The organism is Streptomyces sp. NPDC005302, assembly GCF_040607345.1.
Taxonomy (GTDB): domain Bacteria; phylum Actinomycetota; class Actinomycetes; order Streptomycetales; family Streptomycetaceae; genus Streptomyces.
Genome location: NZ_JBEXGN010000028.1, coordinates 44,268 through 70,238, shown reverse-complemented (window position 1 = coordinate 70,238; position 25,971 = coordinate 44,268). Strand labels below are relative to the sequence as shown.

Here is a 25,971-nt window from a genome sequence, read left to right as displayed (position 1 = left end):
CCGGCGGGAGCACCGAAGGGGCACCGAGATGACCGACACCGTCGAGCTCGACGCGCTGTGGGACGAGTTCCACCGCGTGGTGAACATGACCTCCCAGGAGCTCGCCGCCTGGCTGCGGGCCGGAGAGACCGGCGAGACCGCCATGGGGAGCGAGCCGCCACCCGGCCGGCCCGGCACGCCGACCGGCCTGCTGGTCCTCGCGATCCTCCAGAAGCGCCGCGCCGATCTCAGCGAGGAGGACGTCGCGACCATGTACGAGGTGATCGACACCGTGGAGGCCGAGGCGGACGGCCCGGACGCGGGAACCGCCGACGAACGCGTGCGCCACCGGCTGATGACCCTCGGCCACGATCCGCAGAGGGTGCCGCGGTGACCGCCTCCCGGCGACCCGGCCGGACGCCGGGTGGCCGGGGACCGACGGTCGCCCGGCCCGGTGCGGACGGCACACGGCTCGCGCACCCGGCCGGGCAGCCGCCGACGGGGTGAACAGGCCGCACGGAAACGGGAGTTGCCGTAAGTCGCGCTTCGTCTCCGGCCGTTCGGGAGAGGGCGGGGCGTCGTCCCGCGGCCGGAGACGGGGACCGATTCGACGCCGGACCGGATCGTCGAACCGGGGATCGTCCCCGCGAAGGACCGGCGTCCCGGACTCGCGGGGGACCGCGACCCCGATCGGGGACGAGCCGGTGTCCCTGTACGGCGGGGTCGACTCCAGGCGCCAGGGAGCGTGCAACCCCCCTCCCGGAAAAGCCCAGTTGGCGGCCGCGCACGCACGGCCGCCCGGTGTTCAGCGTCGTTCGGCCGGTGCTGTGCCGGCCTCGGCCGGTGCGGCCACATCGGCCGGAGCCGGACCGTCGTCGATGAAGCCGCCCGACTGGTGGCGCCACAGCTTGGCGTAGGCGCCCTCGGACGCGAGCAGTTCCTGGTGGGTGCCCTGCTCGACGATGCGTCCGTGGTCCAGGACGACGAGCCGGTCCATGGTCGCCACCGTGCTGAGCCGGTGCGCCACCACCAGCGCCGTGCGCCGCTCCATGAGCCGCCACAGCGCCTCCTGGACGAGGATCTCGCTCTCCGAGTCGAGGGCGCTGGTCGCCTCGTCGAGCAGCAGGATCGGCGCGTCCCGCAGGATCGCCCGGGCGAGCGCGACCCGCTGGCGCTGCCCGCCCGACAGCTTGATGCCCCGCTCCCCCACCATCGTGTCGAAGCCCTCACGCAGCGCGTCGGCGAACTCCGTGACGTGCGCCGCCTCGGCCGCACGGCGGATCTCGGCCTCGGTGGCGTCCGGTCGCGCGAAGACGATGTTGTCCCGCAGGGTGCGGTGGAACATCGCGGGGTCCTGCGGTACGTAGGCGATCAGGCTGCGCAGGTCCGCCTGGCGCAGCCTGCTGATGTCCTGGCCGCCGATCAGAATGCGGCCCGCGTCGATGTCGGTCATCCGCAGCAGCAGCCGGGTGAGCGTGGTCTTGCCGCCCCCGGACCGGCCGACCAGTCCGACCTTCGCACCGCTCGGCACCTCCAGTTCGAGCCCCGCGAACAGCGGCTTCGCCCCTCCGTGCGTGAAGTTCACCCGCTCGAAGCGGACGTCGGCGGCCCGGGACCGCAGCGGTTCCGGCGCGACCGGGTCGAGCACGGTCGGCGGCGTCAGCAACAGCTCGGTGAACTGCGCCGCCTCCGTCATCGAGCTCTCCAGACGCCGGTAGATCTGGTTGAACTCGAACATGATCCGGGTCGCGTTGGCGTAGTACGTGAACGCGACGACGACGGCCTCCACGCCGTGCCCGCCCCCGGCGAGGGCGACCGCGAGCAGCAGGCCGAGCGCGTTGGTCAGCACCGACATCGGCGCGACCAGGGTGTCGATGCGCAGGTTGCCGTAGTCCCAGGACCGCAGGGTGAGCCGGCGTGACGCGGCGACCCGCGAGCGGTGCTCGGCCGCCTCCCGCTCCTCGGCCGCGAAGGCGCGGACGGTGTCCATGTTCATCAGGCTGTCGGCGACATGACCGGAGACCCGGGCGATGGCCTCCTCGCGCTGCGCGACGATGGCCTGCCGGCGGCGGATGAGCGGCACCACGCACAGCCCCGTCAACGTGATCATCGCCAGCAGTCCGACCACGAGCAGCGGTTCGTAGCGCCACAGCACGACCGAGCCGAACACCAGCGGTACGAAGCTGCCGACGACCTGGAAGGTCATCGTGTCGATGAAGTCCTCGAAGCGGGAGGCGAAGCTCAGCACCCGCTTGGTCAGCGACCCGGCGAAGTTGTCGTGGAAGAACGAGGCGTCCTTCGCGAACAGTTCGTCCATGCCGATCACGTAGAGGTGCTCGATGCCGAGGGCGTCCAGGCGGTTGAGACAGTGCAGGCCGAGCCGCCACAGGGCCTCGGCGAGCAGCAGGACGCCGCCGAATCCGAGGACGTACGGCAGTGCCGCACCGACGGAGACGGCCTGGTCCTCGGCGATGCGGCCCACGAGCTTCGCGACGATGAGCGGCGCGACGTAGTTGATGCCGATGTTGCCCAGCGCGGGCAGGAGCAGGGCGGGTCCCGTCAGCCGGCGGAGCCGGCGCAGCTCCCGTCCGTAGTGACGGAGGGCGAGGAGCACCGGGCCCCTGCCGGGTAACGCGCCGCGCGATTCAGGTGATGCCATCCCCAACCCCGTGTCGTCGTGGGCAGCCCTGTCAGCGCGTCCGCGGGGGAGCTGCCGGTGCATGAAGGGACCGTGCGCAGTGCGGTGCGGGCCGGCCGGCCGCTTCAGTGTCCCGTGGCGGCCTCCGGGCGGTCCACGCGTTTTTCTCGGCCATCGGGGCACGGCACGGCGCTGCGGGGTCGCGCGGCGGGGAGGGGGTGCGACGGCGCGCGGATACGACGAAGGCCGCTTCCTCATCGCTGAGAAAACGGCCTTCGAACCACGACTCATCGAGTCGGGACGACAGGATTTGAACCTGCGACCCCTTGACCCCCAGTCAAGTGCGCTACCAAGCTGCGCCACGTCCCGGTGCCCGTCTGACCTGGGGTTTCCCCTGGCCGGACGTGCACCGAAACAATACCGCACTCGCACCCGTGGTCGCGCACCCGTTTCGCGCGGGGCGGCCGCACGGCGGCGTCCGAAAACGTTCGGGGAGTCCGGGCCCACGCTTGACCTGAAGTTTGGTTGAGGTTGCACGATCGGCTTCATGACGATCACCGCGAAGCACAGCCGCACCTACGCCGACCTGCCCCGACTGATGGGCCTGATGACGGGCGACGAGAAGCACGGCCCGGCGGCGACCTCCACTCTGGACGCGCTGTGGGTCCTGTACGACCGGGTCCTGCGCGTGACTCCCGAAGGGACGGACGCCCCGGGACGTGACCGGTTCCTCCTGTCCAAGGGGCACGGTCCGATGGCCTACTACGCGGTGCTCGCGGCGAAGGGCTTCCTGCCGGTGGAGTGGCTCCCCGGCTTCGGCTCCTTCGACTCGCCGCTCGGGCACCATCCGGACCGGGTGCTGGTGCCCGGCGCCGAGATCGGCAGTGGGTCGCTCGGCCACGGACTGCCGATCGCGGTCGGGACGGCCCTCGGGCTGCGCGCGCAGGGGCTCGACGACCCGCGGGTGTGGGTGCTGATCGGCGACGCGGAACTGGACGAGGGCAGCAATCACGAGGCGATCGCGTACGCGGGACCGGCCGGGCTGGACCGGCTGCACACCGTCGTGATCGACAACTCCTCGGCCAGTCACGCCCGCCCGGGCGGGATCGCGGCCCGGTTCGAGGCGGCCGGCTGGTCCGCCGCCACCGTGGACGGCCGCGATCACGAGGCCCTGTACGCGGCCTTCACGGCCGCGCATCCGGGCCGGCCACGGGTGGTCGTGGCCCAGGTCGAACCGAAGAACCCGTGACCGCCCCGGCTCCGGCGATCTCCTCGCCCGGCTTCCCGCCGGCCGCTCACTCCGCAGCCGCTCCCCCCGGACCCGGCCCCTGTCCCGCGCCCCGCGGGGAGCGGCCGGCCACCGGCGACCGTCACCTCACCGCCCCCAGGAAAGGACCCGTACTCATGGACACCATGCGTGACCGTTTCGCCCCTGTCGTCTCGCGTCTGCTCGACGAGGACCCGCGCGTCGCGGTCGTGCTCGCCGAGATCGGCGCGGACGGCTTCACGGAGGCCCGGCGCAGGCATCCGGACCGGGTGATCAACGTCGGTATCCGGGAGCAGCTGCTGATCGGAACGGGCGCGGGTCTGGCGCTGACCGGCCTGCGGCCCGTGGTGCACACCTTCGCGAGCTTCCTGGTGGAGCGGCCCTTCGAGCAGGTGAAGCTGGACCTCGGGCACCAGGACGCGGGCGCCGTCCTGGTCAGCGCGGCGGCCTCCTTCGACTGGCCCGCGGGCGGTTTCACGCACATGGCGCCGGGCGACGTGGCCCTGCTGGACACGCTCGACGGCTGGACCGTGCACGTTCCGGGGCACCCCGACGAGGCGGAGACGCTGCTGCGGCACGCCGTCGCCGCCGGGGACGACAAGGTGTACGTCCGGCTGTCCGTCCAGGCGAACGCGCGCCCGCTCGGGGTCGACGGATCCCGTTTCCGCACCGTCCGGGAGGGGCGCGAGGGTGTGGTGGTCGCCGTCGGGCCGATGCTCGACGCGGTGCTCGCGGCCACCGAGGGACGCGACGTGACCGTGCTCTACGCGAGCACCGTCCGCCCCTTCGACGCGGCCGCCCTGCGCGGCGCCACCGAGGCGGCGGGCACGGATGTCGTCCTGGTCGAGCCCTACTTGGCCGGAACCTCGACGGCCGCCGCGGGTGACGCCCTCGCCGACGTGCCCCACCGCGTCCTCGGTCTCGGCGTCGGCCGCCGTGAACTGCGGCGCTACGGAACGGTGGAGGAGCACCTGGTCGCGCACGGTCTGGACGCCCGGTCCCTGCGGGAGCGCATCGACGCCTTCCTCGCGGCCCGGGTGCGGGTCTGAGGCACCCGCCGTCCGCCGCAGGCCCGGGTGCGGGTCTGCGGCGCCCGCCGCTCACGCTCGGGCCGCGTCCCTCCGATCAGCCGGCTCGGCGTCTCTCCTTCCGGGCCGGTGCGGCGAGCACGGCGGTGGCTCCGAGCCGGGGCACGGGGCCGTCGACGCGGACCAGCTCGCGGATCGCCGGCACCGAGAGCAGGGCCGCGGCCACGACGAGGCTCATGACCCCGCCGATGAGCAGGACGCGGTCGGCGCCGAGCGCGGCGGCCGCGGGTCCCGCGAGCGCCTGGCCGACGGGCATCATCGCCAGGGAGCCGGCGACGTCGTAGGCGTGGATGCGGTTGAGGACGTCGGGTGCGACCTGCGTCTGCACGCTGGTCGCCCACATGACACCCCAGACGGACATCCCCGCGCCGGCCGTCACCGCTCCGGCGCAGATGGCCCCCACGCCCAGCCCGGCGCCGACCGAGGCGGGGAAGCACGCGAAGGCGAAGAGGGCGAACGAACCCGCGCGCAGCATGCGGCGCGGACGCATGCGCAGGGCGACGAGCCCGCCGATGACGGTGCCCGCGCCGAGCGCGGAGTTGATCAGCCCGTAGGCGCGCGGGCCGTGCTGTTGCACCACCTCGGTCGCGACCAGGGGGACGGTCGGACCCCAGACGGCGATCATGTAGACGCACCAGATGACGATGACGCTCCACAGCCAGGTGCGGGCTCTGAACTCCCGCCAGCCCTCGGCGAGATCGGCGCGGAAACCGGCGCCGTGCGTCCGGCCTCCGGAAGCGGCCGGCGGCAGGCGGAGCAGCAACAGGCACAGGGCGCTGAGCGCGAAGGTCGCCGCGTGGGCCACGAAGACCCCGCCGGCGGAGGCGAAGGCGACGAGCAGGCCGGCGAGGGCCGGGCCGCCGAGCTGCGCACCGGACTCGGCGATGCGGATGGCGCCGTTCGCCCCCTGCACATCGGCGGACAGGCGCGGCACGGTGCTGGCGACACCGGGCTGGAAGACCGCGCCCGCGACGCCATTGACCGCGCCGATCAGGCAGATCTGCCAGAGGACGACATGGTCGGTGAAGAAGAGCGCCGCCGCGATGGACTGCGCGACGAGCCGCACCAGGTCGGCACCGATCATCAGCTTGCGGGTGCTGAACCGGTCGGCGATCACGCCGCCGAAGATGACCAGTCCGGCGAAGGAGGCGACCGACGAGGCCATGGCGAGGCCGACGGCGCCCACCCCGTACCCGTACTGGAGGAGTCCGGCGGCGAGGGCCACCGGCAGCATGGTGTCGCCGAGCCGGGCGAGGGCACGGGCGACGAAGAAGAGGGCGAAGTCGCGCGACCAGACGGCCCGAGGCGGCCGGCCGGCAACGATGTCGGCCCGGAGCGGGCCGGCGCCCGGGGAACCCTGAACGCCGACCGGCCGCTCAGGAGGCTCACCCGGCGGCAGCGGCCCGCCCCGTGACGGTCCGCGGGCGTCTCGCGATGCCGGGGGCGGCGTGCCCCGGTCCTCGGTGGCGGACCCCTGTGCCACGCTGCCCGACGGCCCCGCGCACCGCGGCTCCTCACCCGATGACATCCTGGTCATCCTGCTCGCACCCCTCCCCTGGCCCCTGCCCCACGACTCCCCCACGAAGTCGCCCGTCCCGCACCCCACTCCTGTTTCCGGATCATGCCACGGGGCACCGACAACGCCGGAGGCGTTTCAGTCGGCGGACGGGCGCCCCAACTCGGTGTGGGCCTCGATCAGCCGGGGCGGGGCCGCCTGGCGCCAGGAGTCGGCGAGGATGTCCCGGAGTTCGTCGTCGTCCTCCAGCGCGGAGAGCCGGGCCCGGACCCAGGCGAAACCGGCCTCGTGGCCGGCGATCCAGAACTTCTCCGGCTCGGCCAGGACCAGTTCGTCGCGCTCCTCCTTCGGGCAGCGCACGGCGATGGAGGTCTCGGCCTCGGGCATCGTGGCGAACATCTTCCCCGCGACCCGGAACGTGGGCATGCTCCAGGCGATCTTCTCCGTCGTGTCCGGCAGAGAGAGGGCGATCCGTCGTACGTCTTCGGCATCCGGCATGGGACGCACGCTAGCCAACGGCACTGACATCGGCGGACAGAAGCACCACGTCAGAGGGCGGTCGTGCGCGGCCCGGCCGGAGAGGCGCCGTTTCCCGCGTCCACTTCCGTGCGCTTGTAGAAGATCGTCGTCGGACGCAGCTCGCCCGTCGGCGTCGCCGCGTAGTCGGGGATCGCCCCGAGGCGGGTCCAGCCGGCCGAGAGGTAGAGGGACTCGGCGGGGCTGCCCGTCTCGGTGTCCAGGTGGAGGAGGGTGACGCCCGCGGCGGCGGCCCCGGTCTCCGCGGTGGTCAGGAGCGTACGGCCGAGGCCCTGGCCGCGGCCGTCCCGGTGCACCATGAGTTTGACGAGTTCCGCGCGATGGCGGCTGTTGGGCTTGTCCGGGCGGACGAGGCCGACGGTGCCGAGCAGCCGGTCGCCGCGCCGGGCCGTCCAGACGTCGAGGCGGCCCGCCGCGACGGCGCTCGCGCGCTCCTGCCACCAGGCGACGGCGTCCGCGCGATCGAGCGGCGCGAGGAACCCGATCGAGGCGCCGCCGGCCACGGTGTCGCTGAGCAGTTCGGCCAACTCGACGGCCGCCGCCAGGAGTTCGGCGGCGGTGAGCCGGGACACGGTGATCGCGGGGCCGGTCACGGGAGCACCACCGCCAGCGCGTACCGCACGCCCTCGGGTCCGGGGCAGCGGAAGCGCGTCGGGCCCCACACCCGCAGCCGGAGACAGTCGCCGGGGCCGAGCCGGTGCTCCACGTCCTGAGCGGTCACGTCGAGCGATCCGTCGAGGACCCAGATGTGCTGCTCCAGACCGGGCACGGGTGGCCGGTCGTACGCGATGTCGGCGCCGGCCGCGAGCCTCCCCTCGACCAGTTCGCCCCGCAGTCCGGCGTGCGGCGGGGACACCGACCGCCGCTCGAAGCCGGAGGCCCGGTCCGTCCAGACCGCCTGATCGGCGGCGCGGACCAGCAGCGCCGGCTCCGCCTCGACCTCGCTCAGCAACTGGGACATGGTCCGCCCGTACACATGGCAGAGGCGGTTCAGGAGGGAGGCCGTCGGACTGATCTCGGCGCGCTCGGCGCGGGAGAGGGTCGAGCGGCTGATGTCGCTGCGTTGCGCCAACTCGCCGAGGGACCAGCCCCGTTCGGCTCTCAGCTCGGCCAGTCGCGCACCGAGCCGCACATCGACCGCGTCGGCCGCGTCGGCCGCATCGACTTCACTGCTTCCCATATTCGGGATGCTATCCCAGATATGAGAAATCCGGGTCTCAGTCGGCCGTCGCCGCGTACGTCAGGGCCTCCAGTACCGGCCGGATCAGCGGGTGGTCCTCCGCACCGCGGCGGACGGCGGCGAAGACACGGCGGGTGGGTGCGACACCGTCGACGGGGCGGACGACGACGCCCGCGAGTTCCATGCCGCGCAACGCCGAGCGGGGCACCAGGGCGACACCGGCGTCGGCGGAGGCGAGGGCGACGACGGCGCGGAAGTCGTCCGAGGAGTGTTCGAGCCGCGGCTGGAACCCGGCGTTCTCGCAGGCCAGGACCACCACGTCATGACAGGGGTTGCCCGGGTAGGGGCCGATCCACGGATCCTTGGCCAGCTCGGCGAGCGGCACCTCCTCGGCGTCGGCCAGCCGGTGCGTGACCGGGACGACCGCGTCGAACGGCTCGGCGTAGAGCGGCACGTGCGTCAGCCGCGGGTCGTCCGCGGCCGGCGCCCCGCGGTACTCGACGGCCACCGCGATGTCGACCTGCCGGTCGAGCACCATCGGCAGGCTGGCGTCGCCCTCGGCGTCCTGGACCCGGAGACGGATTCCGGGGGCGGCGACGGCGAGACGGGACAGGGCGGGGCCCACGACAAGGCCGATGCCGGTGGCGAAGGAGGCCACCGTGACCGTACCGGCCGACCCCGAGCTGTACGCGGCCAACTCGGCTTCCGCTCGCTCCAGTTGGGCGAGGACGGCGTTGGTGTGGCTGAGCAGGATCTCTCCGGCGGGTGTCAGCCGTACGCCCTTGGCGCCGCGTTCGACGAGCCGGTGGCCCGTCTCCTGTTCCAGGGCGGTCAGCTGCTGTGAGACCGCCGAGGGGGTGAGATACAGCGCGGCGGCTGCCGCGGTCACCGTGCGGTGGTCGGCCACCGCACGGAGGATGTGGAGCCGCCGCGCTTCGATCATGCGACCGATTCTCTCAGGTCACACGGGTTTTCCGGTCATCAGGCGGACCGGAGCCCGGCAGGTGTGCGGGGGCGCGGGCCGCCCCGGCGCCCCACGTCCGCCGAGCGGCCCAGGCCGTCCCGGGACCGCGGGGCGCGCGACCGCGTCAGGCGGCGTCGAGCTCCGTCCGCGCCGCCACGAAGGCGTCGACGACACGGTTGACGTCCTCGGTGGAGTGTCCGGCGGACAGCTGCACCCGGATACGGGCCTTCCCCTGCGGGACGACCGGGTACGAGAAGCCGATCACGTACACGCCGCGCTCCAGGAGGAGCTCCGCCATCCGGCCGGCGACGGAGGCGTCACCGATCATGACGGGCGCGATGGCATGGTCGCCCGGGAGGATGTCGAAGCCCTCCGCGGTCATCCGGGAGCGGAACAGGGCGGTGTTCTCGGCGAGCCGCACCCGCAGGTCGTCGGCGGACTCCAGCAGGTCGAGGACCTTCAGGGAGGCCGCGGCGATCACCGGGGCGAGGGTGTTGGAGAAGAGGTACGGGCGGGACCGCTGGCGCAGCAGGGCGACGATCTCGGCGCGGGCGGCGACGTAACCGCCGGAGGCACCGCCGAGGGCCTTGCCGAGGGTGCCGGTGATGATGTCGACGCGGTCCATGACGCCGTGCAGCTCGGGGGTGCCGCGGCCGCCGGGGCCGACGAAGCCGACGGCGTGCGAGTCGTCGACCATGACCATGGCGTCGTAACGGTCCGCGAGGTCGCAGATCTCCTTGAGGGGGGCGACGTAGCCGTCCATGGAGAAGACGCCGTCGGTGACGATCAGCCGGCGGCGCGCGTCGGACGCCTCCTTGAGCTGCGCCTCCAGGTCGGCCATGTCGCGGTTGGCGTACCGGAAGCGGCGGGCCTTGGAGAGGCGGATGCCGTCGATGATCGAGGCGTGGTTGAGGGCGTCGGAGATGACCGCGTCCTCGGCGCCGAGCAGAGTCTCGAAGACACCGCCGTTGGCGTCGAAGCAGGAGGAGTAGAGGATCGTGTCCTCCTGGCCGAGGAACGCGGACAGCCGCGCCTCCAGCTCCTTGTGCACCTCCTGCGTACCGCAGATGAAGCGCACGGAGGCCATGCCGTAGCCCCAGCGGTCGAGGGCCTCGTGGGCGGCGGCGACGACCTCGGGGTGGTCGGCGAGACCGAGGTAGTTGTTCGCGCAGAAGTTCAGGACCTCACCGGGGCGGCCGCCCGCGGTGACGCTCACGGTCGCGGACTGCGGACTGCGGATGACCCGCTCGGGCTTGTACAGGCCGGCGGCGGTGATCTCTTCGAGGGTGGTGCGCAGATCGTCACGGACGGAGTCGAACATCATCAGTTCCTTAAAGTCCTCAGAGGGTCCAGTCGAGGATGACCTTGCCGCCACGGCCGCTGGCGGCGTCGGCGAACGCGTCCTCGTAGTCGCGGAATCCGTACCGCCCGGTGATCACGGGAGCGAGGTCGAGGCCGCCCTCCAGCAGGACCGACATCGCGTACCACGTCTCGAACATCTCGCGGCCGTAGATGCCCTTGATCGTGATCATGGAGGTGACGATCCGGGACCAGTCGACCGGGAACTCCTCGGAGGGCAGGCCCAGCATCGCGATCCGGCCGCCGTGCGTCATGTTGGCGATCATGTCGCGCATGGCCTCGGGGCGGCCAGACATTTCCAGGCCGATGTCGAAGCCCTCGCGCAGGCCGAGGGTGCGCTGGCCGTCCGCGATCGTCGAGCCCGCGACGTTGAGCGCGAGGCTGACCCCTATCTTGCGGGCCAGTTCGAGGCGCTCCTCGCTGACGTCGGTGATGACGACGTTGCGGGCGCCCGCGTGACGGGCCACGGCGGCGGCCATCAGGCCGATCGGTCCGGCTCCGGTGATCAGGACGTCCTCGCCGACCAGCGGGAAGGACAGGGCCGTGTGGACGGCGTTGCCGAACGGGTCGAAGATCGCCGCGACATCGAGGTCGACCGGGTGGCGGTGCACCCACACGTTGGCGGCGGGCAGCACGACGTACTCGGCGAACGCGCCGTCGCGGCCGACGCCGAGGCCGACGGTGGCACGGCAGAGGTGGCGGCGTCCGGCGAGGCAGTTGCGGCACTTGCCGCAGACGAGATGGCCCTCACCGCTGACCCGGTCGCCGATGGTGATGTCGGCGACGTCGCGGCCGGTCTCGACGACCTCGCCGACGAACTCGTGGCCGAGGACGAGAGGCGTGGTGATGGCCTGCTGCGCCCAGCCGTCCCAGTTGCGGATGTGCAGGTCGGTGCCGCAGATGCCGGTCCTGAGGACCTTGATCAGCACGTCGCCGGGGCCTGCCTGCGGCTCGGGGACGTCCGTGAGCCAGAGCCCGGGCTCCGCCTTCTCCTTGACCAGCGCCTTCACGCGACGGCTCCTGTGGGTGAGGTCCCGGGAAAAGGCGCGCCGAAGGCAGCCCGTGCCGGGGAGAGGGGTGAATTCCCTGAGGAATCTGCCCTACGACGGTACCTCCGGTCCATCGAGGATTTCTTAAGCGCGGCCCCAGCTCTGCTTCACGCCCGGGATTTCTCCGGCGCCTTTCCCGCCCCTCCGCGATTCCCTCTCCTCGGATTCCCGGCACCCGGAATCCGCCTTTCGGCCCGGTGCCACCGGGGCTCGTCACCTGGGCCGGGGCCGGGCCGGGCCGGCCGGTGGGCCGCCGTCCCACGTCCCGGCATCGACGTTCAGAAGCCCTGGGCCCCTTCCCGCCGTTCGAGTTGTCCGGCCAGTTCCGCCGCCATCGACTTGATGGTCTCCAGGCCCGCCTTTCCCCACGGCCGCGGTTCGACGTCCTCGACACAGATGGTGCCGAGCGCGATACCGGTGCTGTCGATCAGCGGAGCGCCCAGATACGAGCGCACGCCGATCTCGTCGACGAGCGGATTGCCGGCGAATCGCGGATAGTCGCGGACGTCCTCCAGGACGAGCGCCTTGCGGCGGACCACGACGTGCGGGCAGAAGCCGTACTCCCGGCCCATCCGGCGGCCCACCGGCCGCGCGCCGTCGTCCTCCGCCGTGGCACCGGCCCCGGCTCGGCCGCCCCGGTCCGGGGTGTGCAGGCCGGCGAAGAACTGCTGCTCCTCACCGATGAAGGTGACCTTCGAGTACGGGGCGGCCGCGACCTCGGCCAGTCGGTCCGCGAACGCGTCGAAGACCGGCTCGGCCCGCTCCCCCAGCCCGAGCCGCAGCAGCCGCCGCACCCGGGCCGGGGCGTCCTTGTCCTCCGGGGTCAGCAGCAGCCGGCCGGACGGCCGGGGCGGGTCGTAGCTCATGTCCGCGCTCCCTGGCCCGGCGCGCGGACCGGCGCGTGCGCGAGCAGATGGCGGACCAGGGTGAGCAGGGTCTGCACGCCCGAACTGGAGATCCGCGCGTCGCACGGCACGACCGGGATCTCGGGGTCGAGGTCGATGGCCGCGCGGACCTCGTCGGGGCTGTAGCGGTGCGACCCGTCGAACTCGTTCACCGCGACGATGAAGCCGAGGCCGCGCTGCTCGAAGAAGTCGACCGCCGCGAAGCAGTCCTCCAGCCGGCGCGTGTCCGCGAGGATCACCGCGCCGAGCGCGCCCTCGGAGAGTTCGTCCCACATGAACCAGAACCGCTCCTGTCCGGGGGTGCCGAACAGGTAGAGCACGTGTTCCGGGTCGAGGGTTATCCGGCCGAAGTCCATGGCGACGGTCGTCTCGACCTTGTTCTCGATGCCGTCGAGGTTGTCGGTCGCGGCGCTGACCGTGGTGAGCAGTTCCTCCGTACTGAGCGGCGCGATCTCGCTCACCGCGCCGACGAAGGTCGTCTTGCCGACTCCGAACCCGCCCGCCACCAAGATCTTCAGTGCGGTGGGGAACGGGTCAGAGCTGTCGTCGTAGTCCATCGAGCACTGCCTCCAGAAGAGACCGGTCAGTGGGGTTGTGGTGGAACTCCGGGGGCTTCGTGGTGAGCACCCCGCAGTCGACGAGGTCGGACAGCAGCACCTTGGTGACCGCCGCCGGCAGCTTCAGGTGGGCGGCGATCTCCGCGACGGAGACCGGCGCCCTGCACCGTTCGAGTGCCTGGCTGTGCTCGGGCCCCAGGTAGCCGAGGGGTGTGGCTCCGGTGGCCCTGACCTGCGAGAGGAGGTCGAGAGCGGTCGACGGCCTGGTCCGGCCGTTGCTGACGGTGTAGGGGCGCACCAGGCGCCCCGCCGCATCGTCGAGCCAGGGCCCGTCACCGGCCGTGGCCACGCTCACGACCTCATCGCCGGGGTTTCGACGGCGTGCTGCCGGGGCGCGGTGACCAGGTAGGGCCGGACGCTCTTGACGAGCATGGCCATCTCGTAACCCAGCACCGCGGCGTCCGCCTCGCGGCCGGCGAGCACGGCGAGACAGGTGCCGGAGCCGGCCGTGGTGACGAACAGCAGGGTCGAGTCGAGCTCGACGACGACCTGCCGGACGTCGCCGCCGTCCCCGAAGCGCACGCCCGCGCTGCGCCCGAGGGAGTAGAGGCCGGACGCGAGCGCCGCCATGTGGTCGGCGCTGTCCGGGTCGAGGCCGTGGACCGACTTCACGAGCCCGTCGCAGGAGAGCAGCACCGCGCTCGTGGTGTGGGGTACGCGCTGGACGAGGCCGCTCATCAGCCAGTCGAGGTCGGAAACGTGGCCGGTCGGCGCATCGCTCGCCATGGGGGATCGACTCCTTGAGGTACGAGGGTCCGCGGGAGCGGTGGGGGGCGGTGTGGGGGTGGTCGTGGGGGTGGTCATCCGGCCGGTGCGCTCCCGTCGTGCCGGCCGGTGCGGTCGTGTCCGGGCGCGCTGTCCCGGTGCTCGTGCGGCGACGGCGCGTACGTGGTGTGCGCGTCGCCCGGGTACGGCGTCGGTGTCCCGTTCGTCAGGGGTACGGCGACGGGGTCCGTGCCGTCGGAGGGGTCGCCCGGCGACGGCGTCCCGTCGGCGCGGCCGGCCCTGTCCGTGCGGAGCGCCTCCGGACGCGGCCGGCGCGGGAGCGGGCCGCCCGGCGCCGGGTGAGCCAGGTCGTCGTGGCCCGTGCCGACCGGACTCGTGCCGTCCCGACCGGGAGCGGCGTTGCCGAGGTCCCGGCTGCCGAGACCGTCACGGGCGGGTTCGCCGTGGCCGCGTTCACCGTGGCCGGCGGAGAAGTCGTCCAGGTGCCACGGAGCCAGGGGGGCCGGCTCGCCCAGGCCACGCATCCCGTGGTCCTGTTCCAGGAGGCCACCACCGAAGTGACCGGTGCCGGGGCGGGGCAGGTCCGGGCCGACGCCGCTCGGCGGCAGAAGCAGGTCGGCGCGGACCGGATCCGCGGGGCCGGCGACCGGCGCGGCCGGCAGACCGGCCGGCGTCTCGCCCATCGGGCCCAGGTGCGCGCTCGGTCCGCCCGCCGCCCGGGCGTGGGCCGCCTCCGCGAGTCCGATGCCCCGCTGGAAAGCGGCCATGAGCCCCGGGTCGTGGCCGACGACGTCCGCCGTGTCCTGCCGGGGTGTGGGGCCCTCGCGCAGTTGCGGGACGAGATGTTCCTGGGCTCGCCGCTTGGGCAGGTGGGGCCTGCCCATGGTTCCCCGTACGGCGCCCGCTCGGGGCGTCGGCGGCATCCCCGCGTTCTCCGCCGCGGCGATCCGGTCGGCGGGCCGGATGCCGGGGACGGCCTCGGCGGGATTGGGTCGTCCGGCACGGGTGGCGCGGGTGGGGAGCGGTGCGGGACCGCCGCCCGTCGCCGGGTCGTACCCGGGCGCCTGCCCTCGTGGCGGGACCCGCGGGGGCGACTCTCCCCGCGTGAGTTCCCGCTGCGCCTGGCGCGGTACGGGCGCCACCGGGCGGCCCGCGGACGCCGCCGGCGTCTGTCCCGGTCCCGGCCGCGGGGGCGCGCCGGGGGGCAGTTGTCCGCCGCCGGTCTCCCGCTGGCCCGCGGCGTCCGTGAGAACACCGGGCGCCGGGCCCAACAGCTCCTGCGGGACGACGAGTACGGCCTGGACGCCTCCGTAGATGTTGCTCTGGAGTCGTACGTGGATGCCGTGCCGGCGGGCGAGCTGCGAGACGACGAACAGACCGATGCGCCCGTCCTGGAGCAGGCTGGCGACGTTGACCTGGTCGGGGTCGGTGAGCAGGGCGTTCATCTTGTTCTGCTCACCCGGCTGCATGCCGAGCCCGCGGTCCTCGACCTCGATGGCCAGTCCCGAGGTGACGAGGTTGACGCGCAGCAGGACCTGGGTGTGCGGCGCGGAGAACACCGTGGCGTTCTCGACGAGTTCGGCGAGCAGGTGGATCACGTCGGCGACCGCGTGGCCGCGCACCGTGCCCTCGATGGGGGGCACGAGCTTGACCCGCGAGTACTGCTCCACCTCGGCGATCGCGGACCGCAGCACCTCGGTCATGGGGACGGGGTTGCTCCACTGGCGGCGCGAGACGGCGCCGCCGAGCACGGCCAGGTTCTCCGCGTGCCGCCGGATACGGGTGGCGAGGTGGTCGACGTGGAAGAGCCCCTTGAGGAGATCGGGGTCCTCGATCTCGTTCTCCAGCTCGTCGAGGATGGAGATCTCCCGGTGCACCAGGGACTGCAGGCGCCGGGCGAGATTGACGAAGACCTCGACCTTCTGGTCGCTGCCGGTGTGGCCGGAGAGCCGCGCGGCCTGGACGACGGCGGCGACGGCGCCGTCGTGGGCGCGGGACATGTCGGCGGCGAGCAGTTCGAAGTCGTCGGCGTCCGCGGGAGGCTGCCGGCGGGAGCTGCGCGCGGGCGGGTTCTCACCGCGCCGCAGGCCCTCGACGACCGTGTGCAGGTCGGCCTCGGTGCGGGCGCTGGCCCGGCGCAGGGCGGCTATGCGCTCCCCCACGGACAGGGCGGCGCGGTCTGCGGCGACGGCGGCGATCAGGATGCCGGCCATGGCGACGGCCACGGCTCCGGCCAGGACCGCCCACAGGGCGGGGCCGGGCCGGGCGCCCGTGGAGCGGACGGCGAACAGGACGGCCGCGCACGCGCTGAGGGCCACCGCCGTGGGCGGCAGGACCGCGAGGCGCAGCAGCTGGGGCCGCAGGTGCGTCTCGGGCGGTGAGGGCGTGGCGCGGACGACGGGTCGTCCGTGTCGCCCGCCCTCACGGCGGTCTGCGCGTGCGGCCGGTGCGCGAAGGTGAGACATCGGCGTCCTCGTACTGGATGCGTCGGGGCACAGGGCTCCCGCGGGTCTGCGCGACTCGGGCATGCGCCATCGCGATGCCGGTCGACAGAACCGAAGAATTCGGCCCTGCGTCGCCCGACGGCAACTGACAGTAGTCGTCAACGCATCAGCTGCGATGGGCTGTTGACAAACTCTCCCGGTCAGCGTCCCGCTCTGGTATGAGGCTTCGTACGGCTGACCGATAACCCTTCGGGACACGCGTTCGCACCGCGTCCGGATCCGATCGGAGCTGGTCAGAACCGGTCGCAAACAAAAGGCGAGGGCCGAGGAGCATCGCGCTCCTCGGCCCTCGCCGTCGACGTGTTCGTCAGCCCGCGGGCACCGTTTCCGGGTCTCCCGTGCCCTCCGTCGAGCGGTCGGCGACGTCACCCGGCGTGTCGGCGGCCGCCTCCTCGACGTCCGGCCAGCCGCCCTCGGGCGTACGGGCGACCCCGCGCCACCACGGCTCGGCGGGAACGGTCTCCGCGGTGGGCTCGAAGGGCTCGCCGGGGCGCGGCAGCGCGACCGTCGCGCCGACCGCGCGGGCGGCGGCCACGGTGCCCTCGCCCGGGTCGGCCCAGGTGTGGTTCGCCAGGTTGAAGGTGGCCCAGTGGATCGGCATCATCACGCCGGACGGCTGCCCGCCCTGGAGGTCGAGGTGGGAGCGCATGCCCTCCTCGGGCGTCATGTGGATGTCGGGCCAGTACTCGCTGTACGCGCCGATCTGGATCATCGTGGCGTCGAAGGGCCCGTGGGCCGCGCCGATGTCCTTGAAGCCCTGGAAGTAGCCCGTGTCACCGCTGTGGTAGATCCGGTGGGCGTCGCCCTCGACGACCCAGGAGGCCCACAGCGTCTGCTGGATGTTGCGCAGACCCCGGCCGCAGAAGTGCCGGGCCGGCGTGGCCGTCAGGGTGATCCCGCCGACCTTGGCCGACTCGTTCCAGTCCAGCTCGCGCAGCCGGTCCGCAGAGACGCCCCAGCGCTCCAGATGGGCGCCGACGCCGAGCGGGACGGCGAACACCGTGTCCGTGCCGGCCAGGGCCTTGATCGTGGGCATGTCGAGGTGGTCGTAGTGGTCGTGGGAGATCACCACGACGTCGACCGGGCCGAGCGCGGCCAGCGGCAGGGGCACCGGGTGCAGCCGCTTGGGGCCGGCGAAGGCGAAGGGGGAACAGCGCTCGCCCCAGACGGGGTCGAAGAGCACACGGTGCCCGTCGATCTCGGCGAGGACGCTGGAATGCCCCATCCAGGTGAGCCGCAGACCGGTCGCGGCGGGCCTGGCCAGGTCGGCGACCGTCGTCGGGTGCACGGGGACGGTCCCCGCCGGGGAGCGGTTCAGGCGCTCCTCCTTGCGGAAGAAGACCTTCGCGAACTCCAGCATCGAGCCGTCGGGGCGGGTCCGGGCGGTCTCCGGGTTCTGGAAGACGCCGTCCGCGAAGTTCGGTGATCTGAGCATGCGCTCCATGCGCGCACCACCGGGATCCGCGCCGAAGGCGGCGGGCCGCAGCGAGCGGAGCCCGGAGCTCAGGGTACGGAATCCGGTCACGGGTACCTCCAGAAGGAGTCGGTCAGGGTTTCATTATGGTCGTCGCCTCTGACGGCGCCGCGTCGCCCCGGTCACGACGCGATGTCCGTCAGTCCGGGCCTGTGTCTGCTCAACCCCGGCACGGACCCGCTTCTTCCGTCCGGGGGGAGAACGTTTCCACCGCCACGGCCCGGCGGACGGCACCGCCGCCCGGCCCGACGCCCGACCGCCGGGCACCCTAGCGCGTTGACAGGACGCCGCACCGGTTTCGATACTGAACAGTGATTCAGTACTGATCCGGGATTCCCGTGCGGAAGCACCACCCCCTTCACCCGCGCACCACCGTGACAGCCGTTCCCCGAGGAGACCCGATGACCACCCCCCTCATGTCGCTCACCTGGACGGACCACGTCACCGGCCGCCAGGGCTTCCTCGTCGTCGACCGTCTCGTCCGCGGCGTCGCGAGCGGGGGCCTGCGGATGCGGCCCGGCTGCACGCTGGAGGAGGTCACCGGCCTCGCCCGGGGCATGACCATGAAGGAGGCGCTGCACTACGACCCGGACGGCCGGTACGTCCCGCTGGGCGGCGCCAAGGGCGGCATCGACTGCGATCCCCAGGACCCGGGGGCGCAGGGCCTGCTCGTGCGCTACCTGCGGGCGATGCGTCCGTACATCGAGTCCTTCTGGACGACCGGCGAGGATCTCGGCCTCTCCCAGGACCTGGTCGACCGGGCGGCCGAGGAGGCCGGGCTCGTCTCGTCCATCCAGGCGGTCTACGCGCTCCTCGACGACGAGACGGCGGCCCGGCGACGGCTCGCGGACGCGTTCGCGGTCGAGGTCGACGGCATCGGCCTCGACGAACTGGCCGGCGGCTGCGGCGTCGCCGAGTCGGTGCTCGCCGCGCTGGACCGGGCGGGGGTCGCCCACGCGGGGACGCGGGTCGCCGTCCAGGGGCTCGGCACGATGGGCGGGGCCACGGCACGGTTCCTCACCCGCGCCGGCCTGAAGGTGGTGGCCGTCGCCGACGTCAAGGGGACGCTCGCGAACCCGGACGGCCTCGACGTCGAGGCACTGCTCGCGGCACGGGACGCGTACGGGACCGTCGACCGCGCCGCGCTGCGCCCCGGCGACCGTGAACTCCCGGGCGACGCCTGGCTGTCCGTCGACGCGGAGGTCCTGGTGCCCGCCGCGGTCTCGTACGCCGTCGACACCGCGAACCAGGCCGGCATCAGGGCGCGTTGGGTGGTCGAGGCGGCCAACATGCCGGTCCTGGCGGACGCGGAGGAGCTGCTGGCGGCTCGCGGGGTCGTCGTCCTGCCGGACGTGGTGGTCAACTCCGGTACGAACGCCTGGTGGTGGTGGACGCTCTTCGGCGACATCGGCGCCGACGCGGACGAGGCGTTCGCCCACATCCGCCGCTCCATGCGCGCCCTGATCGACCAGACGCTCGCCCGCGCGGAGGCCGAGGGGACGACACCGCGGGCCGCCGCGCACGCCATCGTCACCGACCGGCTGCCGGTCATCGCGGAGCGGTTCGGCTGGTACCGATGACGCGAACTCGTGTCCGACCGCAGGGGGCCGCGCTGTGTAGGGTTGCCGCGTGGCGAGAGTGCGGTTGAGCGTGGCGGAGCGGCGCGAGGAGTTGCTGCGGGCCGCAGTGGAACAGATCGAGGCGCGGGGCGTGGCGGCGGTACGGATCGCCGACGTGGCCTCGTCCCTCGGTGTCAGCAACGCGCTCGTCCTGTACCACTTCTCGACGAAGGAGAAGCTGGTCGCGGCGGCGTTCACCTACGCGGCCGAGGACGACCTCGCCCACCTGCGCAAACTGCTCGGCCGCCGCACGACCGCGCTGCGGCGTCTGCGGACCGCCGTCCGCTGGTACGCCCCCACCGGCCAGGCCAAGGGCTGGCGCCTGTGGATCGAGGGCTGGGCGGCCGCACTGCGCGAGCCGGCCCTGCTGGAGGTCACCCGCGACCTCGACCGCCAGTGGAAGGCGGCCCTCACCGAAGTGATCGCCGAGGGCGTCGCCGCGGGCGAGTTCCACTGCCCCGACCCGGTCGGCACGGCCCTGCGCCTCACCGCCCTCCTCGACGGCCTGGCCGTCCAGATGACCGCCTACGGCGGCACGGTCTCCCGAGCCCGGACCCAGCAATGGGCGGACGAGGCCCTGGCCCGCGAACTGGGCCTGGAGAGGGCCGAGTTGGTGGCAGGCGTGCGATAAGGCTCCGAAGCGGGGCTGTTCGTAGCCACCTGTGCTCGCCAACGTCGGGTCGTCGGCCTCACGCACCCCGGGAGCTCTCGTGGCCATCACGAAGTACGCCTTCGACGCACAGTTGCACCGTGAGGGAACGGTGGGGAGGCGGGGCGGCTGTTCGTGGCACGGCGTGAACGACTTTGCGGAACATCCGACCAGCAGCTACCGGACGCCGAACGGGATGATGGCCGCGTGCCCGCGCGCCGAGCGCCAGATCGAAGATCTCTACGGGCAGCCGACCCGTCGCCACCAGGGACACCTTCGGAGTTCGCCGACAAGTCGGCCCCGGGCCCAAGGGACCCGGGGCGCGGTGAACGGGGTGGTTCCCGGTCAGGCGACCGACTCGATGCGCGTCTTGATGTCGTCCGGGGAGAGCGCGCCCTTGGCGGCCACGTGATCGCCGGAGGACTCGCCGCGCAGGCGCCGGCCGATCCACGGGACGAGGTACTCACGGGCCCAGTGGATGTTGTCGCGTCGCACCTCGAAGGTGCCCCGCGGCGGCAGCGGCGGCCAGGGCTGGTCCGGGTCCACCGGCACCTCCAGGCCGAGCACCTGACCGGCGCGCAGCGCCACCCGGGTGTGCCCCTCGGGCGAGAGGTGCAGCCGGTCACCGTCCCAGGCGCGCCGGTCCTGGATCGTCTTGAGCGACCACAGGTCGAGGACCGGACACCCGTAGCGGTCCGCGATGGCCCGCACATGGCCGTTGTACGTGGCGATCTTGCCGCGCAGATGCCTGAGCACGGGCACGCCACGGGTGTCGAAGCCGGTGGTCACCATGACCTTGCCGACGGCTGAGGTGAGGTCGGCGACGGCTCGCTCGAAGCGCTCCGCGACCTCGTCGGGGTCGGTGCCGGGCCGGATGATGTCGTTGCCGCCCGCGGAGAAGGAGACCAGGTCCGGGCCGAGCTCCTTGGCACGTACGAGCTGCGTCTCGACGATCTGGTCGAGCAGTCTCCCGCGCACCGCGAGGTTGGTGTAGTCGAAGTCGCCTTCGGGTCGCCGGTCCGCCAGCAGAACCGCGAAGCGGTCCGCCCAGCCGACGAAGGCCCCGTCCGGCCCCAGGTCGCCGACGCCCTCGGTGAAGCTGTCCCCCACCGCCACGTACGACCCGATCACTGATCTGTCGTCACTCTTCGCATCGTCTGCCACGTCGGCCCATGATTCACCTTCCGATGTGAGCTACGCGACCGTAGGGAAGGGTTGACGAACGGTGAGATAAGCCACTCGTCAAGTAATGGTCAACCATGGAATAAGGCTCTCGCCATGGCTGTTGAGGCAGCCGCTGCGACCAGTGGTCCCGGCGGACACGGCGAACACCGAAGGCCGGACCCCGGGGATCATGGGGTCCGGCCTTCGGAGGCAGGCCTGCCGTCAGGAGCAGGTCGGGCGGAGGCGGTGTCAGCCGACGGCGACACCGTGCGAGCGCAGGTACGCGACCGGGTCGATGTCCGAGCCGTAGTCGGGCGTGGTGCGGACCTCGAAGTGCAGGTGCGGTCCGGTGACGTTGCCGGTCGCGCCGGAGAGGCCGATCTGCTGGCCCTCGGTCACGGTCTGGCCGGCCGAGACGGACAGGGACGACATGTGGGCGTACTGCGAGTACCGGCCGTCGGCGTGCTGGATGACGACCTGGTTGCCGTAGGCGCCGCCCCAGCCCGCGGAGACGACGGTGCCAGCGGCGATGGACTTGATGGTGGTGCCGGTCGGGACGACGAAGTCCGTGCCGGTGTGGTAGCCGCTGGACCACATGCTGCCCGCCACCTTGTAGTTGGTGCCGATGGTGGCGCCGTCCACGGGGAGGGTGTAGCCCGAACTGCTGCTGGTGGCGGCCGTCTTGGTGACCGTGCTCGCCGTGTCGGCCTTCGCGGCCGCGGGCTTGGCGGCGGCCGGCTTGGCGGCGGAGGGCTTGGCGGCGGAGGGCTTGGCGGCGGAGGGCTTCGCCGGCGCCGAGGCCTGCGGGGCGACGGCCTTCGCGCCGAGGGTCAGCTTCAGACCCGGGTGGATCAGCGACGGGTCGCTGCCGATGGCGGAGCGGTTGTCCGAGTAGATCTTCTTCCAGCCGCCGCTGACGTGCTGGACGTCGGCGATCTTGGCGAGATAGTCGCCGGCCTTCACCGCGTACGTCTTCGACGTGCCGGCCTTCGCGGCTGCCGGGGCGACGGACGCGGACTTCTCCGTGTGCTGCGCGACGGCGGCGGCCGGGGTCGCGGCGTGGGCGCCGGTGGCTCCCATCAGCGGCAGCGCGAGTGCGGCGCCACCGGTTCCGACCACGGCGATCGAGCGAGTGAGACGCAGGGACTTGGGACGGCGGTGCTTACCCTTCGCGGGCATGGCGATTTCCTCTCCGGCGCCTGCGAGGTGAGCTGTCGGGTGCGGGCTGGAGATGCCCGGCCACGCGGCTGCATGGCTGTACCCCTAGCCTGTTCCGGAGACCGGACCAGGCGCGGAACCTGTGGGTCCCCCGCTCCTGCCGTGTACGGGTGAGTGCGGATTCCGGGCGGCGGCAGGATTGGGCGTCCGTCCGGATTGAGGCAGAACGTAAGCGAGATGCGAGCACGCCGACAACTGTGTGCGGATTCTGTGTGCTCGCCTTTCTTGATCCATGAGGAATTCGCCGTCACCCTCCGTGGAATGACGATCTTTCCGGGCTTTCAATCCGCCCGGAAACAAAGGCCGGTCACGAATCCCCGACGGCAACACATCGTCACGAATATGACGCTGCTCACGCGACCCGACTCACGGCACCTTATTCCAGGGCCAGTTGTAATGAAGGCACCATTTCGGGCAGAACAGTCAGATGCGACGCAGCCGGATAACCGTCGCATCGAGATCGCCCCGCAGTCCGGCGTCCAGGCCGTGGTGCAGCAACACCGCACCCCGGTGCACTTCGCCCGTTCCGACCCATTCGTACACACCCATCGGGTCGAGTCCGCGCAACCTGAGCGGGGCGGGCCGCACTCCGTGGTGCTGCGCCTGGAGCCAGGCGAGGACCACGGCCTCGTCGCCGAGCACGTACTGGACGGCGCTCAGGCCACCCTCCGGGGGCCGCAGCCGGTAGAGGTCACCCTGCTGCACGACCGGCCGGATCTCCTTGTAGAGCTCCACCCAGTCCCGCGCCTCCGCCAGCTCCTCCGCACTCCACGTGGTGAGGTCGCCGCCGACACCGAGGACCCCGGCCATCGAGCTCACGAAGCGGAAGCGCAACGAGCTGACCCGGCCGTTGAGCAGGTTGTTGGGGCTGTCCGTGACCCAGGCGGCCATGATCCGGGCCGGATGGATCTGACTGAACCCGTGCTGGATGGCGAGCCGGTCGAGCGGGTCGGTGTTGTCCGAGGTCCACACCTGGTCGGTACGGGCCATCACGCCGAGGTCGATCCGGCCGCCGCCACCGGAGCACGACTCGAAGGCGACGCCGGGGTGCGCGGCGCGCAGCCGGTCCAGGAGGGCGTAGAAGGCCTCGACGTGGGCGACCCAGAGCTTCTGCGGATAGCGCTCGCCGGGCCAGCCGGCGTCCGTGAAGGAACGATTGAAGTCCCATTTCACGTAGTCGATCGGCGCTCCGGAGAGCAGGGTGTCGAGCCGCTCCCAGAGGTACTCCTGAACGTCGGGCCGAGCGAGGTTCAGTATGAGCTGATTACGGAATTCCGTCCTGGTTCGTCCGGACTGGTACTGCACCCAGTCGGGATGCGCGCGGTAGAGGTCGCTGTCGGGGTTGACCATCTCGGGCTCGACCCAGATGCCGAACTGCATGCCGAGGGCGTGCACGTCGTCGGCGAGCGGCTTGAGCCCGGCGGGGAAGCGGTCCGGGTTGGGCGTCCAGTCCCCGAGTCCGGCGTGGGCGTCGGTGCGGGCCCCGAACCAGCCGTCGTCGACCACGAACAGCTCGACGCCCATCGCGGACGCGCGTCGCGCGAGCGCCCGCTGCTGCTCCTCCGCGATGTCGAAGGTGGTGGCCTCCCAGGAATTGAACAGCACCGGGCGGTCCCGCTCCGCGTCCGGGACGACGTACGCCCGCTGGTAGGCGTGCCAGGTCCTGCTCGCGCCGCCGAACCCGCCGTCGCTCCAGAGCCCGGCGAAGACGGGCGTCGTGAAGGTCTCCCCCGGCCCGAGGCACAGCAGCCCGGAGTCGTCGTGTCCCGCCCCGCCGGTGATCTGCACGCGCGCGTCGGGCAGTTGGGCGACGGAGATCCGCCAGGAGCCGGACCAGCCGAGCGCGCATCCGTACACCTCGCCGCTCTCCTCGGTGGCCTCACTGTCGAGGGCCACCCAGGGCAGGTGCTGGTGTCCGGTGTGGCCGCGGCGGCTGCCGATGATCTTCTCGCCGTAGGTGAGGGGCGAGCGCACCAGCCGGGACTCCGCGGCCCACCGGCCGTGCAGCTGGGACAGCCGCCAGCCGTCCCGCTCGGGAAGGGTCCAGGTCGCGGAGTCCGCGCGGAGCAGCTCCAGGCTCTCGTTTCCGTCGTTGGCGAGCGTGACACGGCGCTCGACGACGTCGCCGCGCAGCCGGTAGTGCAGGGTGATGCCGAGCCCGGCGTCGGAGAAGCGCAGCCGCAGCTCGTCCCCCTCGGTCGCCGCGTCCTCGAAGCGCCATTCGGTGCCGCGCCGCTCGTCGGTCCGTACGGACAGGGCGGGGCGGACGAAGCGGGGGCCGCCCTCGACGGGGTATTCCTCGCGCCCGTCGAGCGGGGAGTCGAAGGGCCGGTACGGCGGCGCGGGCCGGGCGGCCAGGGCCTCGGCGTCGGCGAGCGTGATCCGCGGGCCCCAGTGCAGGTGGAGCAGCTCGTCGCGTTCCGTGAGGTGCAGTGCGTAGCCGCTGGTCGTTCCGGTGAGGAGCCAGGTCCGGCCGGCCGCGCCGATCTCGATCATCAATCCCCCACAGATACGAACAGGTGCGATCAGGGATCAACATCATCAGGCCAGTCGGGGGCGCGAGGCAACGCCTGTGGACAACTCATTGCCCCAGGAACCCATGTCGTATCGTCGGGAACGCGACCGAAGACACCAGCCGCCGGGCGCCGACCGGACCCTCTCCGGCCGGCCCGCGGCCGAAGATGAGGAGCCCCCGTGACGCAGCAGGTCCCGTCGACCGAGCCCGAGCTCGGCGGAGTTCGCAACTTCCGCGACGTGGGCGGCCTGCCCACCACGGACGGCAGGCGCGTGCGCCCGGGACAGCTGTTCCGCAGCGGCCACCTCGCGCACGCCACCGAGGAGGACGCCGCGTTCCTCTCCTCCCTGGGACTCCACACGATCTTCGACTTCCGCAACGCGGCGGACCAGAAGCTGGAGGGCCCGGACGTCGAGCTGCCGGGCGTGCGGAACGTGAACCTCCCGCTGACCGACCCGGCGGACGGCAGCGAGTTCTGGAAGATGGTCCGTGACGGCGACCTGGACCAGCTGCGCGGCATCCTCGGCGACGGCAAGGCGGCCGCCCGCATGATCGGCTCGTACCGCGCGATCATCAAGGAGCGCACGGCGGAGCACTCCCGGGTGCTGCGTTCGATGGCGGAGGACGGCGTGCCCGCGCTGATGCACTGCGCGGCAGGCAAGGACCGCGCGGGGCTGTCCATAGCGATCACCCTGCTCGCCCTCGGCGTCGAGCGGGACGCGATCGTCGCCGACTACCTGGAGTCGAACGCCACGCACCGCCGCTACAAGGTGCACCGCACCAGCTCCGCCGCCTCCGCGTACTCCCCCGAGGTCATGGAGTTGCTCAGCCCGCTCTTCGACGCACGCGCGCAGTATCTGACGGCGGCGTTCGAGACGATCGAGGAGACCTGGGGCGGAGTCGACGCCTACCTGGAGAAGGGGCTGGGGCTGACCCCGGAGCTGCGCGACCGCCTGCGCGAGCGTCTGCTGGACTGAGCCGGACACCCCACACTTCGCGGCGG

The 25,971-nt window shown here is 72.4% G+C and carries 22 protein-coding genes, 1 tRNA gene, 1 pseudogene and 1 riboswitch; of the genes and pseudogenes, 6 read left to right on the top strand and 18 right to left on the bottom strand.

Features of this window, described 5'->3' with window-relative positions; translation table 11 throughout:
- The first annotated feature begins 28 nt into the window (after nucleotides 1-28).
- The gene (locus ABZT74_RS30840) at nucleotides 29-373 is read left to right on the top strand and encodes a DUF3140 domain-containing protein (protein WP_356164509.1); all 345 of its coding nucleotides are present in this window, start codon (nucleotides 29-31) and stop codon (nucleotides 371-373) included.
- Nucleotides 374-784: 411 nt separating this feature from the next.
- Here the strand turns inward: ABZT74_RS30840 and ABZT74_RS30835 are convergent, their stop codons facing one another.
- Nucleotides 785-2,593, bottom strand: coding sequence for an ABC transporter ATP-binding protein (locus ABZT74_RS30835; protein ID WP_356440314.1), 1,809 nt, complete (start codon nucleotides 2,591-2,593; stop codon nucleotides 785-787).
- A 319-nt stretch (nucleotides 2,594-2,912) separates the two neighbouring features.
- Nucleotides 2,913-2,986: transfer RNA gene (locus tag ABZT74_RS30830), tRNA-Pro, on the bottom strand.
- Nucleotides 2,987-3,164: 178 nt separating this feature from the next.
- Between ABZT74_RS30830 and ABZT74_RS30825 the strand changes: the two genes are divergently transcribed.
- Complete coding sequence (locus ABZT74_RS30825; protein ID WP_356440312.1) at nucleotides 3,165-3,866, top strand: transketolase; 702 nt, start codon at nucleotides 3,165-3,167, stop codon at nucleotides 3,864-3,866.
- 155 nt (nucleotides 3,867-4,021) lie between these two features.
- Nucleotides 4,022-4,933, top strand: a complete 912-nt coding sequence (locus ABZT74_RS30820; protein WP_356440309.1) for a transketolase — start codon at nucleotides 4,022-4,024, stop codon at nucleotides 4,931-4,933.
- A gap of 76 nt (nucleotides 4,934-5,009) precedes the next feature.
- Here ABZT74_RS30820 and ABZT74_RS30815 read toward each other — a convergent pair whose 3' ends face one another.
- From ABZT74_RS30815 to ABZT74_RS30755, 13 genes and pseudogenes are all read right to left on the bottom strand, one after another.
- Nucleotides 5,010-6,509 carry an MFS transporter gene (locus tag ABZT74_RS30815; protein WP_356440307.1) on the bottom strand — a complete coding sequence of 500 codons (1,500 nt, stop codon included), beginning with the start codon at nucleotides 6,507-6,509 and terminating at the stop codon, nucleotides 5,010-5,012.
- 117 nt (nucleotides 6,510-6,626) lie between these two features.
- Nucleotides 6,627-6,986, bottom strand: a complete 360-nt coding sequence (locus ABZT74_RS30810) for an MmcQ/YjbR family DNA-binding protein (RefSeq protein WP_356440304.1) — start codon at nucleotides 6,984-6,986, stop codon at nucleotides 6,627-6,629.
- Nucleotides 6,987-7,036: 50 nt separating this feature from the next.
- A complete protein-coding gene (locus ABZT74_RS30805; protein WP_356440352.1) occupies nucleotides 7,037-7,603 on the bottom strand; it encodes a GNAT family N-acetyltransferase in 567 nt (188 codons plus the stop codon).
- Nucleotides 7,604-7,614: 11 nt separating this feature from the next.
- Entirely contained in the window at nucleotides 7,615-8,205 is a 591-nt protein-coding gene (locus tag ABZT74_RS30800; protein WP_356164521.1) for an XRE family transcriptional regulator, read from the bottom strand.
- A 37-nt stretch (nucleotides 8,206-8,242) separates the two neighbouring features.
- A complete protein-coding gene (locus ABZT74_RS30795) occupies nucleotides 8,243-9,148 on the bottom strand; it encodes a LysR family transcriptional regulator (RefSeq protein WP_356164523.1) in 906 nt (301 codons plus the stop codon).
- 145 nt (nucleotides 9,149-9,293) lie between these two features.
- Nucleotides 9,294-10,490: a glycine C-acetyltransferase gene (locus ABZT74_RS30790; RefSeq protein WP_356164612.1), complete on the bottom strand. Its 1,197-nt coding sequence runs from the start codon at nucleotides 10,488-10,490 to the stop codon at nucleotides 9,294-9,296.
- A 19-nt stretch (nucleotides 10,491-10,509) separates the two neighbouring features.
- Entirely contained in the window at nucleotides 10,510-11,538 is a 1,029-nt protein-coding gene (tdh, locus tag ABZT74_RS30785) for an L-threonine 3-dehydrogenase (protein WP_356164525.1), read from the bottom strand.
- Nucleotides 11,539-11,855: 317 nt separating this feature from the next.
- Nucleotides 11,856-12,443, bottom strand: coding sequence for a GAF domain-containing protein (locus ABZT74_RS30780; RefSeq protein WP_356440302.1), 588 nt, complete (start codon nucleotides 12,441-12,443; stop codon nucleotides 11,856-11,858).
- Nucleotides 12,440-13,039 carry an ATP/GTP-binding protein gene (locus ABZT74_RS30775; RefSeq protein WP_355870952.1) on the bottom strand — a complete coding sequence of 200 codons (600 nt, stop codon included), beginning with the start codon at nucleotides 13,037-13,039 and terminating at the stop codon, nucleotides 12,440-12,442. The genes ABZT74_RS30780 and ABZT74_RS30775 overlap by 4 nt, the downstream gene beginning before the upstream one ends.
- A complete protein-coding gene (locus ABZT74_RS30770) occupies nucleotides 13,017-13,388 on the bottom strand; it encodes a DUF742 domain-containing protein (protein ID WP_081220443.1) in 372 nt (123 codons plus the stop codon). The genes ABZT74_RS30775 and ABZT74_RS30770 overlap by 23 nt, the downstream gene beginning before the upstream one ends.
- Nucleotides 13,389-13,390: 2 nt before the next feature.
- Entirely contained in the window at nucleotides 13,391-13,825 is a 435-nt protein-coding gene (locus tag ABZT74_RS30765) for a roadblock/LC7 domain-containing protein (protein ID WP_081220442.1), read from the bottom strand.
- Nucleotides 13,826-14,553: 728 nt separating this feature from the next.
- Nucleotides 14,554-16,290, bottom strand: a pseudogene (locus ABZT74_RS30760) (ATP-binding protein); the annotation flags it as partial.
- Nucleotides 16,291-16,636: 346 nt separating this feature from the next.
- Nucleotides 16,637-17,854, bottom strand: a complete 1,218-nt coding sequence (locus ABZT74_RS30755) for an MBL fold metallo-hydrolase (protein WP_356164529.1) — start codon at nucleotides 17,852-17,854, stop codon at nucleotides 16,637-16,639.
- A gap of 350 nt (nucleotides 17,855-18,204) precedes the next feature.
- Here ABZT74_RS30755 and ABZT74_RS30750 point away from each other — a divergent pair, with 350 nt between their 5' ends.
- Together ABZT74_RS30750 and ABZT74_RS30745 are read left to right on the top strand one after the other, a co-directional pair.
- The gene (locus ABZT74_RS30750) at nucleotides 18,205-19,383 is read left to right on the top strand and encodes a Glu/Leu/Phe/Val dehydrogenase dimerization domain-containing protein (RefSeq protein WP_356164531.1); all 1,179 of its coding nucleotides are present in this window, start codon (nucleotides 18,205-18,207) and stop codon (nucleotides 19,381-19,383) included.
- A gap of 49 nt (nucleotides 19,384-19,432) precedes the next feature.
- The gene (locus tag ABZT74_RS30745) at nucleotides 19,433-20,053 is read left to right on the top strand and encodes a TetR family transcriptional regulator C-terminal domain-containing protein (RefSeq protein WP_355870941.1); all 621 of its coding nucleotides are present in this window, start codon (nucleotides 19,433-19,435) and stop codon (nucleotides 20,051-20,053) included.
- 363 nt (nucleotides 20,054-20,416) lie between these two features.
- Here ABZT74_RS30745 and ABZT74_RS30740 read toward each other — a convergent pair whose 3' ends face one another.
- From ABZT74_RS30740 to ABZT74_RS30730, 3 genes are all read right to left on the bottom strand, one after another.
- Nucleotides 20,417-21,202 carry an SGNH/GDSL hydrolase family protein gene (locus tag ABZT74_RS30740; RefSeq protein ID WP_356164613.1) on the bottom strand — a complete coding sequence of 262 codons (786 nt, stop codon included), beginning with the start codon at nucleotides 21,200-21,202 and terminating at the stop codon, nucleotides 20,417-20,419.
- Between the two features lie 282 nt (nucleotides 21,203-21,484).
- The gene (locus ABZT74_RS30735; protein ID WP_356164533.1) at nucleotides 21,485-22,414 is read right to left on the bottom strand and encodes a LysM peptidoglycan-binding domain-containing M23 family metallopeptidase; all 930 of its coding nucleotides are present in this window, start codon (nucleotides 22,412-22,414) and stop codon (nucleotides 21,485-21,487) included.
- Between the two features lie 4 nt (nucleotides 22,415-22,418).
- Nucleotides 22,419-22,576, bottom strand: a riboswitch (cyclic di-AMP (ydaO/yuaA leader).
- A gap of 300 nt (nucleotides 22,577-22,876) precedes the next feature.
- Nucleotides 22,877-24,949, bottom strand: a complete 2,073-nt coding sequence (locus ABZT74_RS30730) for an alpha-galactosidase (protein ID WP_356164534.1) — start codon at nucleotides 24,947-24,949, stop codon at nucleotides 22,877-22,879.
- Nucleotides 24,950-25,147: 198 nt separating this feature from the next.
- On the opposite strand from ABZT74_RS30730, the gene ABZT74_RS30725 reads away from it, so the two are divergent.
- On the top strand, nucleotides 25,148-25,945 hold the full coding sequence (locus ABZT74_RS30725; RefSeq protein ID WP_356164536.1) for a tyrosine-protein phosphatase: 798 nt from the start codon (nucleotides 25,148-25,150) through the stop codon (nucleotides 25,943-25,945).
- Nucleotides 25,946-25,971: the final 26 nt, after the last annotated feature.